Origin of the sequence: Scytonema sp. PCC 10023 (assembly GCF_963920835.1) — a bacterium.
GTDB lineage: Bacteria > Cyanobacteriota > Cyanobacteriia > Cyanobacteriales > Nostocaceae > Kalymmatonema.
This window is the reverse complement of sequence record NZ_CAWUDP010000006.1, coordinates 163,133-174,496: the sequence shown is the minus strand read 5'-3', so window position 1 is coordinate 174,496 and position 11,364 is coordinate 163,133. Positions and strand designations below refer to the sequence as shown.

The following is an 11,364-nucleotide window of genomic DNA, read 5'->3' as shown; positions in this document are numbered from 1 at the left end:
AATGCCTGAGAAGCCTACACCATACCCGTTAGGGTTGGTGTAGGAGCGTCACTAAACTTTTGCAGCACTAGAACGCTTGTCATTGTGTGGGTATCAGACCGAGCAAACATCTGACGAGGTAAATCAATGCTGGCTATGATGTAGGCGTTTCGCAGAACTTTTCGACGAATAAATGCCAAACCAGGATTAGACAAAATACTATCAGGCAGAACGATTGCCATACGTCCCCCTGGTTTGACAAATTCCAAACACCGTTCTACAAACAACTGCTCAGGAGGTAGGGAAGAGCGTGGGGCTTTGGCTTCTGCTATCGAGAGTTCAAACTGATCCAAGATATATGGATCATCAATGGGTAACTTTGAACCGAAAGGAGGATTAGTCAAAACGACATCAAACGATTCTAGCCGAATGTTTTCAAGTCCTGCGTCCGCCGATACAGGAGAATGTTGCTCAACAAACACCAACATCTTTTAGCAGCAGTAGGGTGCGGTAGGACACAAAGCTGTAAAATATATGGAAACTTTCCGTCTAATTCCTCAGTGAGGGACGTTATGCGGAAAGTTTTTGCATATCTTCTCTCAATGAGGTAGGACTTACGCACTGTACAAATAGAGGATTTCGTAGCCGTCGCCAGGTAGTTTAGGACAGAAACTGAACGTAAAACCTGGACACTGACAGACTTTCAACTTTGTTCCCTGTTAAGAGTTCCCTGTTCCCTGCTATAAGTGAACACTTATTTCTGCTGAACTTGTATAAGCTATAAGCTAAATTTTTAAGTTTCTCACCGAAATGAAAAGGGTCTACATTCTGTTTTGTCTCTGCTTTCTCCTGTTCTCAAATTTGGCTTTTTCAAGTATTTCCTATGCCCAGATAAAAGACCCAATTTCCGAGAAAATTGAAAAATCAAAACTCTCTGTAGGACTGAAAGAAGTTGTGCAAATTCCCTTAAGTGGAATAGGAAGAGAGAGAGTAGCGAGATTGAATATGTTAACCCATGCAGTTGACGGTAGTGGAAGGTTATTCGTCAATGATATGCGTGGCAAGCTCTATGTAATTATTAATGATAAAGCCTCTGTATACATGGATTTAAAAAGGTTATTGTGTTCAGGCTTTAGCGATGAAACTTCACAACAGGGTTTTTCCTATTTTGCTTTTCACCCAGAATTTGCCAAAAATGGAATTTTTTATACTGTAAATAGCGAAGAAAAAAATAATCGCATTCCTGATTTCCCAGTTACCAAAAGTATTGTTGATAGCGAAGGCAAGATTATAGAAAGCACTCACCACGACGTGATTCGCGAGTGGAAAGCTGACGACCCTACTGCCAATACTTTTTCCGGAACATTTCGGGAAATCCTTCGCATTGAAGAACCCTACCCAGATCACAATGTCGGGCAATTGGGCTTTAATCCTAATGCTAAACCCACAGATGCCGATTATGGCATCTTGTATATTGCAGTGGCAGATGGCGGGAGCGACGGCTTCCCCGTAAGCCATACAGACCCCCTGGATAATGGACAAGACCTCAGCACACCCCTTGGCAAGATACTCCGTATTGATCCCTTCGGCAAGAATAGTGCTAACGGGAAGTATGGCATCCCTAAGGATAATCCTTTTGTTAAGGATGGCGACCCGAAGAAATTAGGGGAAATTTGGGCTTATGGACTGCGTAATCCCCATCGTTTTAGCTGGGATACCGGTGGCGAAGGCAAAATGTTGATTGCCGATATTGGTCAGGCTTTTATCGAAGAAGTGAATCTCGGTATCAAAGGAGCTAATTATGGATGGGGAAATCGCGAGGGAACGTGGGTTGTAGATGAAAAAAATGAGAATGTTCTGTTTCCATTACCTAAAAATGATTCCAAGTATGGTTACACATACCCTGTTGCTCAATATGACCATGACAGACCACCTGATTGGTCAGGCTTCTATGCGGTTGGGATTGCAGGCGGTTATGTTTACAGGGGCAAAGCAATTCCAGAATTGGTAGGTCAATATGTTTTTGGGGACTTTTGCAATGACGGGCGCTTTTTTTACGTGCCTGTGAATGATCTCGTGAATGGAAAACAGGCAAAGATAAAAGAACTTAGACTCTTTGACGGCGATCGAGAAACTTCTTTTCTGAAAATGGTCGGTAGGAACCGTTCCGATATCCGGTTTGGGATAGACGAAGAAGGAGAAATCTATGTGACATCTAAGAGCGATGGTAAAGTGAGAAAACTTGTCCCTTCACCAGAATCACCTAATTATAAAAACCAGCGTCAAAGTAGCAAATTATAATTTTTTAGGTAGCAGCGATCGCAAGTTGAAAAAAATTAGCGAAAATAAAATTCTTGTTCAGCAGGTGTTACAAACTTTTAGAGTCATTAATCCGTTAATTTTAAGCATTGTTATTGCTCTTGGCGCTCCAGTAAAGGCATCTGAAATTGCAGTGGAAGCAGAGATTCTGAATGAACAAGCATTAGATAAAATGACTTCAGTTTCTCAATTATCTGATGTCAAACCAACGGATTGGGCTTTTGTCGCACTGCAATCTTTAATGGAACGATATGGTTGTATTACAAAATATGCAGATAATACCTATAAGGGTTATCGACCGTTAACTCGTTATGAGTTTGCCGTCGGATTGAATGCTTGTATTAACACAATTAATCAACAGCTTCAAAACCAACTTCCCCAAAGTCTAGAGGCAGACATTACGACTATTAAACGTTTACAAGATGAGTTTGCCAGGGAGTTAGCGTCTTTGCGAGATCGGGTAGAAACTTTGGAGGCGAATTCTGCTGTTTTAAAGTCCCAGCAATTTTCCAGCACAACTAAATTAAGCGGTTCCATTGTCGTTGTTGCTAGTGGTATAGCCGGAGATAGTGCAGACAGTAACCTTGATACGAGAATTGATTCTAACGTGGCATTAAATCATCGCACTCGATTAAATTTTATCAGTAGTTTTACAGGTAAAGATAGGTTGCTTGTGCGTCTTCAGTCTTCTAATAGAGTGCCAAACTTCAACGGTGCTTCTGCTACCAATATGACGCGTCTTTCCTTTGAAGTGGGAAATAATGACAGCAGCGTTGATTTAAATTTACTGGAATATCGCTTTCCTGTAGCAGAAAACCTAAACATTTACCTTTACGGTAATGCTGCATCTCACCATTACTACGCCACAGTTGTGAATCCTTATTTCGCTAGCTTTGGTGGCGCACAAGGTTCTCCCTCCCGTTTTTTAGAACGTAACCCTATTTATCGTATTGGCTTTATCAGTCCGGCTGGTGTAGCAGCAGTTTATAACAACAAAACAATTCGTTTGGATGTGGGTTATTTGGCAGAAAATTCTGAGGTTGCTAATCAAGGACTATTTGGTGAAACTTATAGCGCTTTAGCCCAACTTTCGCTAAAACCAGCACAAAACCTGGAATTTGGATTGACTTATGTTCACAACTATTCTCCTGATGGCAATTTGCTACATCGAACAGGTAGTAATTTTGCCAACACTCCCTTTGGTTCTGGTGTACCCTTGGTATCGAATGCTTTCGGTGTGGAAGCTTTGTGGAGAATTTCGCAAAAAATAGCTGTGAGTAGTTGGTTTGGATACATCAATGCTGTCCGGGTTGACAGTGTGGAGGGTAATGCAGACATTATCAATTATGCAATCAATCTAGCTTTCCCCGATCTGTTTAAAGAAAATGCTGTTGCTGGATTAGGATTTGGGATGCCACCTAAAGTCATATATAATACAATTGATAACCGTGAAGATAGTGCGACTGGCTTACACTTTGAAGCTTTCTATCAATATCCTCTTACAGAGAATATCACGGTAATACCTGGTATTATCTATCTCACCAATGCAAATCATAATGAAGCTAATGGTGATATTTTTGTGGGCACTGTTAGGACAGTATTTAACTTTTAATCGTAATAGTTCATACTATAGCGGTTCAGGCGTTGAGTGCAATACACCAAGAAATAAGAACCACTCATGGAACACTCATGGAACACTCATGGAACACAGATAAATATGTACTTCATTCAAACGAGAAGCCCTATAATAAGCGTCTTTGCAAACTAAACTACTAACGTGGTATTAAAATTAACGAGAACAATGTTGGCTTCAAGTCGGTAGGCAACCGTGAAACAATTTACTTTACAAATATCTCTGTGCAGTTTGTTACTAAGCTTTTTGTGCGTACAACAGAGCAAGGGAAATAGCGTTCCTAGTCTACAAACCATCATGAGCAGCAACGCCAAGATAGAAAAGTTGTCTGATGGCTTAAAGTTTACAGAAGGACCCGTCTGGCATCCACGTGGCTTTTTACTCTTTAGTGATATTCCCGGCGACACTATCTATAAGTGGACAAATGACGGTAAGATTTCCATTTATCGTCGTCCTGCTGGGAATCCCAACGGTAATACGTTCGATACGCAAGGACGGTTAATTACCGCTGAACATAACCGCCGCCTTGTACGTACAGAAACAAACGGTCAAATAACCGTCTTGGCTGAACGCTACCAGGGCAAACGTCTCAATAGCCCAAACGACATTGTAGTTAAGTCAGATGGTAGCATTTACTTCACTGACCCGCCCTATGGTATCAGTAAGGAAAAAGAAGAACTTGGCTTTTACGGTATCTATCGCTTAACACCGGATGGAACCCTGACTTTGCTTAGCAAAGAGATGGTGCGTCCCAATGGACTCGCTTTCTCTCCTGATGAGAAAAAACTCTACGTTAGTGATTCTGAAAAAGGATACATCCGTGTTTTCGAGGTCAAGTCAGATGGCACATTAACAAATAGCAGAGTTTTTGCAGAGTTAACTGGACCCACAGACAAAGGTGTACCCGATGGCATGAAGGTAGATGTCCAAGGCAATATCTACTGTAGCGGTTCAGAAGGGGTGTGGGTTTTCTCACCAACAAGTCAACTTCTAGGTAAAATTCTTGTGCCAGAAGTGGTAACAAATTTGGCTTGGGGTGATAAAGACTACAAAACACTTTATATAACAGCAGGTCAAGGGGTTTACCGTATCCGCCTGAAGGTGGCGGGGGTGCAACCAGGAAGGATGAAGGATGAAGGCTAAAACGTTGGCGCTGTTTTGCTTCGGGTTATTACTAGCGGTTTTTATCGTAGGTTGGAGACAAGTAACTGCGAACATCCCGAACCAAAAAGCTCGATCACAGGATGCACAAATTACGGTAGTAAAGACTAGTTACCAAGGCTGGCAAGACTCCTGGGTTTTAAGTAATGGTCATGTTGAAGCAGTTGTGGTGCCAGCAATAGGGCGGGTTATGCAGTTTCGATTCAAAGATGGAGAAGGTACATTCTGGGAAAATCCGAAAATTTATGGCAAAGCCACCAACCCCACATCGACGGAGTGGGGTAATTTCGGTGGTGATAAAACTTGGCCTGCCCCCCAGTCCGACTGGGAAAAAATTACAGGGCGAGGTTGGCCCCCTCCACCCGCATTTGATAGCATGCCAGTTCAGGCTAGGGTTGACGGTAATAATATTACGCTTATCTCCCCCATCGACCCGTTCTACGGCATTCGGACTTATCGAACGATTCGACTTCATCCGCAAAAACCCGTGATGACCATTTCCACAACTTATGAAAAAGTCAAGGGCAAACCAAAAGAAGTTGCGGTCTGGGTGATTACACAGATGCGCGATCCAATCGGTGTATACGCTGCCCTACCCCAACCTTCGATTTTTCCTCAAAAGTATAAAAAACAATCCGACCAGTTACCAGCCAACTTAAAGGTAGAAAACGGGATACTTTCATTGACACGCAATCCAAAACAAAATCATAAGATAGGCTGCGATGCCAGTACGTTGTTGTGGGTTGGGGAAAAAGTCGTAGTCCGTATTGACTCACCTAGAGTGACTGGGGTGAGTTATCCCGACCAGGGAAGTAGCTCCGAAATTTATACTAACTCCGATCCAGATGCTTACGTAGAACTAGAATTTCTAAGTCCACTAAAAACACTCTCGAGCGGGGAAAGAATTAACCTTACCACTACATATACTTTAATTCCACGCAGAACCGTGAACGCTGAACAGGAAGCCAGGAAAATTCTTGGACGATAAGTCTAGAGAGTTTATATGTTTGATGTCTTAGCTGTTGTTATTTGTTGGCTGTCTCAACATATAAATCTCTGGCAATTTCCACCAAGGAGCATGAGGAGACTCGTGATGTTCTTCGTGATAACCAAAGTGATAGCAGGTGATAAATGACCACCAAACTGGACGTGAAATAGTTTGAGCGCGATGAGGATCACTATAACCGCCTTCTGGTTCTTGGTGGGGTAGGAAGGTGCCGAAATAGAATAACTGGACTGAACTTAAAAGCGACGGTATAGCCCAAAAGTAATTAAGATTATGTTCCGGTATATGGAGCGTGTAATGAACAACGTTATAGATAACCATTAAGGCGATGATTTGTCGCCAGCTCCAATAATTCTTCATGAAATTCAAATACCAGGCAAAGAAATTTTTATGTTTACCGTCGTGAAAATCGGGGTCTAGTTCACTAGCAGGACGGTGGTGATGTATCCAATGCTTTTTTATTAATTTGTTATAGGATAAACAACCATAAAGTAATAGAGATAGCGAACCAATAAAATGATTTATCTTGCTGTTGCGAGGATACACGACTCCATGCATGGCGTCATGAGCGGTAATAAACAATCCCGTGTAGAGAAATGTCTGCCAAAGTATCGCCAGCCATAAAGTTAAGATATTAAAGTTAGAGATATCTACTGAGAGTAATAAAACTAAGCTGGTTGCCCAAATTGCAATAATGACAATAGCAATGACAAGTCCTGTAGTAGATTCACTCGTAAATTTTATTTGATGAGTGGGTGGCTTTTCTAATTGTTCGATCACGGTTCTACTCTGTCTTAGGTAAAAAATTCACAAAAATAAGGTCATGACAAGATACACTAACCACCTAACAGAGCAACTCCATTATTGGTTAGTGCTGTGCCTTAGGCAACACTAGCCTGAGATTATGTAGAAATATTAATTTACTTTAATAATAATTACATACATAACTGCCATACCGAAAACTTTTTTCGTGTGGAGGTTGGTATGGGCGTGATCCAGGCAAAATTCTTGAGAACAATTTATTTAGAACCCAGAACCTGAAATACAGAATGGGTTGGCTGTTGTGTCTACTCCATTCTGCATTATCTGTACTGTCGGCTTAAGTTCCGAAACTGATTTCTCACTGCTGAGTTCTGGGTTCTTTCAAGACTAGTGAGTGAGGTTGAGGACGTCGCGCACAACGCTGAAGCCGTTGAGGTCCCAAAGTAGGTAAGCAATAAAACCAATCATCGCTAAACGACCTTGCCAAAGTTCGGACTGTGGAGTAAATCCAAACTTAACTGCATTGCGATCGCTGCCATTATATGCTTTTTCAGTTGCATCAGTAGGAAAAGGTCCCTTAGTCATTGTTAACTTTCCTTAAGTATCTCAATTACACTTTTTATAATAGTCACCCACCTTGTCAGTGCTATCTGTCTGTAGTGCCAAAGCGTCAGCTAGTCCAAAGGATGAGATTTTGAGAAAATTCTGTAAATTTTTGTATCACATGGGTGAATGAGTGTTTGGTGAGCGGATTGAGTAGTAGTCAGGTATACCAAGAGAATTTATAAATTGAAAATCTAACGTTAGTCAGAAGGTTTCCTAGATTTTGTTCCTCAAACTAATAGACAGGTAATAAAGTTTTTTAACTGAAAATATGGCTCCTACAGTACTCATTACAGGTGCTTCTCAAGGCATTGGGAAAGCAACAGCTCTTTTATTTGCTCGCAAAGGATACGACCTAGTACTAACTGCCCGTCACCTTGACCGCTTAGAAACTGTAGCGCAGGAGGTACAAAGCCTTGGTTGTCCAGCGCCATTGACGGTTCCTTGTGATGTCACAGATCCATCGCAGGTAGACACACTAGTGGCAAAGGCTTTGGATCATTATGGCTATATCGATGTACTGATTAACAATGCAGGCAGGTTCGCAGAGGGACCAGTGGACGGGTTCTCGCTCAGCGATTGGCATCAAGTGATAGACCTGAACCTGTGGGGATATATCCATACAATTCATGCCCTACTGCCTCATTTCCTCCAGCGCAAATCTGGAACGATTGTGAATCTAAGTTCCATCGGTGGCAAAGTACCTACCCCATATGTAGTGGTTTATTGCACTAGTAAGTTTGCTGTTACAGGGTTGACGGAATCACTGCACGCGGAATTAAAGCCCAAAGGTATTCATGTTTGTGGCATTTACCCAAATTTAATCAAGAGTAGTTTAATGGAACGGGCAGTTTTTCGCGGCAGCGATGACCAGGATGCTCAAATCCGTCGTGATCAGCTCGAAAGTGTGCTGAAAACCCCCGCCGTGGAAAAGCCCGAGGATGTGGCAAATGCCATCTGGGACGCAGTTAAAAATCAGAAGTCTGAGGTCATGGTTGGTTCGGCGAATTTTTCGCAGGGCTTTTATCGATTGTTTCCTGGTGCCCTTCAGTGGGTTTCTCGGCAAGCTTTGAAGAATAAAGATAAGTAAAAGCTGGGGCTAGCAACAAATAGAAGCCATTGACTTAACTTGACTCGCACTCCCGTGCTGTTACGTGGTGGCGGTAGCGAAACATAGCTTCTAGCTGGACTTGCACAAGCCAACCACTGACAAATTCTACTGGTTGTCCACCAGGGATCGAAAAGGAAATCTCATCAGTCAACCTGGTTTTGCCATTTTCTGGTTGAAATAGATGTCGATGTACCCAAGAATCAAAAGGTCCGGAAATTTGCTCGTCGGTAAACAGGCAATATTCTTCGTATTCTGTGTGACGCGCCAACCAACGCAAAGGCAATGGTCCTAAGAAAAGGCGAAACTCAGTGATAGCACCCTTGCCGAGTCCCCCTTCGCGGCGGACGACTTGAACTGGTTGCCAAGGTGGAGTCAAAAGTTGCAAAACATCTGGTCTTTCGTGGAATTTCCAAACGACTTCCACTGGTGCATTAATCACTGAGGAATATTTAAACAGCAGCATCTCAACGATTTTCGATTTTGCAAGTGGTCATTGGTAGTTGATGGTTGTTAGTTGTTAGTTGTTAGTTAAATTTTTTAATCACCACTAACTACTAACCACTAACTATTCTCTATCAAAACATAATGGGAGCGCGAGAACCCCTGCCTTTTAAGGAGGGGATGAAGCGCGACTTCTTCGGGCTTTAGCCCTTTGTTTCTCTTACTAATTGTTCAATAATTTCACTAATACTCACCCCTTTTGTATCAGCCAAAGATTTTAATTTCGTCCATGTTGTCGGAGTTAAAACAACAGTGTGCCTCTCCTTAACTTCGTCATAAAATATCGGCACATTTTTTTGTCCTTTGACACCTTTTCTTATTGACATATTTAGCAGTGACGTGTAAGCTAAATTATACTAACAAAGACACAGGAGGTGAGTCAACTGTACAGAACAGTTCCAGTCAAAGCCAAATTCACTGATGAAGAGAAAGCGTTTTGGGTTGACCAGTGTGAACACGCTAATAGTCTTATTAACAGCGCGATTTATCACACCAAACAGACTCATTACAGCAAATTACAAGAACAAGGCAATGCCTTTACGATTTACTGGCGTGGTGACGAATTATGCTACGGCTGGAAGACATATAAATGCAGCACGACTTACCCTGAATTGGACAAGGCTTTAAAAGACAGTCCACATTACAAAGCAATGGCTGCACAGTCAGCACAGCAAACACTTAAGACAGTAGGCGAGTCAATCACCAGTTACAACGGGTTGGTTAACGCTTATTACAAGGGTGAGGTTAATAGACCATCATTACCCAAGTACAGAAAGCGTGGTGGACTTGCACCTGTAACATTTCCACGTCAAGCACTCAACTACAAAGATGGTTATTTCTGCCCGTCAATTAGCCGCGACACAAAGCCGCATCTACTGTCTGAGATTGCATTGCAGTTACCTGAATTCATTGATTCAGGCTGGGTTAAGGAAGTGACAGTACGTCCTTATCTTGGGGAATTGTCGATTGACTGGGTGATTGATGATGGCAAGGAGCCAATTAGCAACAATCCAAATCTTGATTACAGGCAAGCATGGTCATTTGACCACGGTGGTAGCAACTGGTTAACAGGTGTTTCAACTCGTGGTAAAAGCTTGATTATCGATGGTCGCAAGCTTAAAGCGATGAATCAAGGTTATTGCCGTCTGGTTGCCAAGTACAAGCAAGGAAAATCAGACTTATACTGGGATTCTAACCTTGACCGGGTACAGCGTAAACGGAATAACCAGATGAGGGATGCTGTTAACAAGGCTGCACGATTCATCATCAATCAATGCCTTAATGACCGCGTAGGAAATCTTGTTATTGGCTGGAATGATGGTCAAAAAAATGGCTCTAATATGGGCAAACGTGGCAATCAAAACTTTGTGGTCATTCCCACAGGACGACTGATTGAACGCTTAAAGCAACTGTGTCCAGAATACGGAATTGCACTCACAATCACCGAAGAAGCGTACACAAGTAAAGCGTCTTACCTGGATGGCGATAGCCTCTACAAGTATGGTGAAAAACCCGCAGGATGGAAACCGTCAGGTCAAAGAGTAAAGCGCGGATTGTACAACACTTCTCAGGGATGGCTAATCAACGCCGATTGTAACGGTGCAGCCAATATAGCCAGAAAAGTAGCCACACAGCTAGGTTTAAACCTGGTCGAGGTGGGTAGGGCATCTTTGACAGTGCCACAACGAATTGATTTGTTCAGTCGCTTGAGTAAATCATATCGTAGAAGTTGCGTAGATGGGCTTTTAGCCCTCGAAGCAACATCAGTTTAGAATCCCCGTACTTCCAGTGAGGGGAGATGTCAAGACCTACTACCAAAAAATCTTAAATTTAAAATCAGTAGAAAAGTTTATTCATCGTATTCAGTATCTATCTCTACATCAAGTGTATCTTCATCAATCCGCACGTAGAGAAGATTAGGGCGGCAGCAAACTTGACAATCTTCTACGTAAGATTGTTGTCCACCTGCACTTAAATCAACAAAGGTCGTATTTGCTTCGCCGCAATAGGCGCAGTAATATTCAGCTGTTGTTTGCATATACAGTCATTATCGTAATATTATCGAATTATAAAGACGCAGAGAACGCAGAGGAAGAATCTAATTTTGCGTTCCTCTGCATTTCAAAAATTAACTTTTCGGCTATGAGTTTAACAGTTACCAGTTATCAGTTACCAGTTACCAGTTATCAGTTTTATCGTTGGGGGAAACACCACACCAATTGGACCGAAAGCGTTGGTGGCGGGTTTAAATCCCCCACCAGCCCGCAGGCGTCACTGCGTAGGTAGCTG

Annotated in this window: 13 protein-coding genes; 7 read left to right on the top strand and 6 right to left on the bottom strand. The window is 42.4% G+C overall.

The genetic code is table 11. The features are described 5' to 3' along the window. Positions 1-14 precede the first annotated feature (14 nt). On the bottom strand, positions 15-467 hold the full coding sequence (locus ACM0OZ_RS06200; RefSeq protein WP_414581920.1) for an HsdM family class I SAM-dependent methyltransferase: 453 nt from the start codon (positions 465-467) through the stop codon (positions 15-17). Between the two features lie 373 nt (positions 468-840). Here ACM0OZ_RS06200 and ACM0OZ_RS06195 point away from each other — a divergent pair, with 373 nt between their 5' ends. The 4 genes from ACM0OZ_RS06195 (at position 841) to ACM0OZ_RS06180 (ending at position 6,080) form a co-directional block, all read left to right on the top strand. After that, complete coding sequence (locus ACM0OZ_RS06195; RefSeq protein ID WP_414581919.1) at positions 841-2,280, top strand: PQQ-dependent sugar dehydrogenase; 1,440 nt, start codon at positions 841-843, stop codon at positions 2,278-2,280. Continuing rightward, the gene (locus ACM0OZ_RS06190) at positions 2,222-3,910 is read left to right on the top strand and encodes an iron uptake porin (protein ID WP_414581918.1); all 1,689 of its coding nucleotides are present in this window, start codon (positions 2,222-2,224) and stop codon (positions 3,908-3,910) included. The genes ACM0OZ_RS06195 and ACM0OZ_RS06190 overlap by 59 nt, the downstream gene beginning before the upstream one ends. A 318-nt stretch (positions 3,911-4,228) precedes the next feature. Next, positions 4,229-5,074 carry an SMP-30/gluconolactonase/LRE family protein gene (locus tag ACM0OZ_RS06185; RefSeq protein ID WP_414581917.1) on the top strand — a complete coding sequence of 282 codons (846 nt, stop codon included), beginning with the start codon at positions 4,229-4,231 and terminating at the stop codon, positions 5,072-5,074. Further along, positions 5,064-6,080 (top strand): hypothetical protein, encoded by a 1,017-nt coding sequence (locus tag ACM0OZ_RS06180; RefSeq protein ID WP_414581916.1) that lies wholly within the window; start codon positions 5,064-5,066, stop codon positions 6,078-6,080. The genes ACM0OZ_RS06185 and ACM0OZ_RS06180 overlap by 11 nt, the downstream gene beginning before the upstream one ends. Before the next feature lie 27 nt (positions 6,081-6,107). Here the strand turns inward: ACM0OZ_RS06180 and crtW are convergent, their stop codons facing one another. Both crtW and ACM0OZ_RS06170 read right to left on the bottom strand, forming a co-directional pair. Next, entirely contained in the window at positions 6,108-6,875 is a 768-nt protein-coding gene (gene crtW, locus ACM0OZ_RS06175; protein WP_414581926.1) for a beta-carotene ketolase CrtW, read from the bottom strand. Between the two features lie 372 nt (positions 6,876-7,247). Next, a complete protein-coding gene (locus ACM0OZ_RS06170) occupies positions 7,248-7,445 on the bottom strand; it encodes a high light inducible protein (RefSeq protein ID WP_414581915.1) in 198 nt (65 codons plus the stop codon). A 289-nt stretch (positions 7,446-7,734) separates the two neighbouring features. Between ACM0OZ_RS06170 and ACM0OZ_RS06165 the strand changes: the two genes are divergently transcribed. Next, positions 7,735-8,553, top strand: coding sequence for an SDR family NAD(P)-dependent oxidoreductase (locus ACM0OZ_RS06165; RefSeq protein ID WP_414581914.1), 819 nt, complete (start codon positions 7,735-7,737; stop codon positions 8,551-8,553). 34 nt (positions 8,554-8,587) lie between these two features. Here the strand turns inward: ACM0OZ_RS06165 and ACM0OZ_RS06160 are convergent, their stop codons facing one another. Together ACM0OZ_RS06160 and ACM0OZ_RS06155 are read right to left on the bottom strand one after the other, a co-directional pair. Beyond that, positions 8,588-9,037: an SRPBCC family protein gene (locus ACM0OZ_RS06160; protein ID WP_414581913.1), complete on the bottom strand. Its 450-nt coding sequence runs from the start codon at positions 9,035-9,037 to the stop codon at positions 8,588-8,590. Between the two features lie 181 nt (positions 9,038-9,218). Beyond that, the gene (locus ACM0OZ_RS06155) at positions 9,219-9,401 is read right to left on the bottom strand and encodes a hypothetical protein (RefSeq protein WP_414581912.1); all 183 of its coding nucleotides are present in this window, start codon (positions 9,399-9,401) and stop codon (positions 9,219-9,221) included. Positions 9,402-9,458: 57 nt separating this feature from the next. Between ACM0OZ_RS06155 and ACM0OZ_RS06150 the strand changes: the two genes are divergently transcribed. Then, the gene (locus tag ACM0OZ_RS06150; protein WP_414581925.1) at positions 9,459-10,847 is read left to right on the top strand and encodes an RNA-guided endonuclease InsQ/TnpB family protein; all 1,389 of its coding nucleotides are present in this window, start codon (positions 9,459-9,461) and stop codon (positions 10,845-10,847) included. Positions 10,848-10,924: 77 nt separating this feature from the next. Here the strand turns inward: ACM0OZ_RS06150 and ACM0OZ_RS06145 are convergent, their stop codons facing one another. Next, positions 10,925-11,113 (bottom strand): CPXCG motif-containing cysteine-rich protein, encoded by a 189-nt coding sequence (locus ACM0OZ_RS06145; protein WP_414581911.1) that lies wholly within the window; start codon positions 11,111-11,113, stop codon positions 10,925-10,927. A 104-nt stretch (positions 11,114-11,217) separates the two neighbouring features. Here ACM0OZ_RS06145 and ACM0OZ_RS06140 point away from each other — a divergent pair, with 104 nt between their 5' ends. Further along, entirely contained in the window at positions 11,218-11,361 is a 144-nt protein-coding gene (locus tag ACM0OZ_RS06140) for a hypothetical protein (RefSeq protein ID WP_414581910.1), read from the top strand. Positions 11,362-11,364: the final 3 nt, after the last annotated feature.

What these genes read in the sequence shown, in the direction of transcription:
- ACM0OZ_RS06200 (WP_414581920.1), bottom strand. Translation starts at nt 467, where the DNA reads ATGTTGGTGTTTGTTGAGCAACATTCTCCTGTATCGGCGGACGCAGGA.
- ACM0OZ_RS06185 (WP_414581917.1), top strand. Translation starts at nt 4,229, where the DNA reads ATGAGCAGCAACGCCAAGATAGAAAAGTTGTCTGATGGCTTAAAGTTT.
- ACM0OZ_RS06180 (WP_414581916.1), top strand. Translation starts at nt 5,064, where the DNA reads ATGAAGGCTAAAACGTTGGCGCTGTTTTGCTTCGGGTTATTACTAGCG.
- ACM0OZ_RS06170 (WP_414581915.1), bottom strand. Translation starts at nt 7,445, where the DNA reads ATGACTAAGGGACCTTTTCCTACTGATGCAACTGAAAAAGCATATAAT.
- ACM0OZ_RS06165 (WP_414581914.1), top strand. Translation starts at nt 7,735, where the DNA reads ATGGCTCCTACAGTACTCATTACAGGTGCTTCTCAAGGCATTGGGAAA.
- ACM0OZ_RS06160 (WP_414581913.1), bottom strand. Translation starts at nt 9,037, where the DNA reads ATGCTGCTGTTTAAATATTCCTCAGTGATTAATGCACCAGTGGAAGTC.
- ACM0OZ_RS06155 (WP_414581912.1), bottom strand. Translation starts at nt 9,401, where the DNA reads ATGTCAATAAGAAAAGGTGTCAAAGGACAAAAAAATGTGCCGATATTT.
- ACM0OZ_RS06145 (WP_414581911.1), bottom strand. Translation starts at nt 11,113, where the DNA reads ATGCAAACAACAGCTGAATATTACTGCGCCTATTGCGGCGAAGCAAAT.
- ACM0OZ_RS06140 (WP_414581910.1), top strand. Translation starts at nt 11,218, where the DNA reads ATGAGTTTAACAGTTACCAGTTATCAGTTACCAGTTACCAGTTATCAG.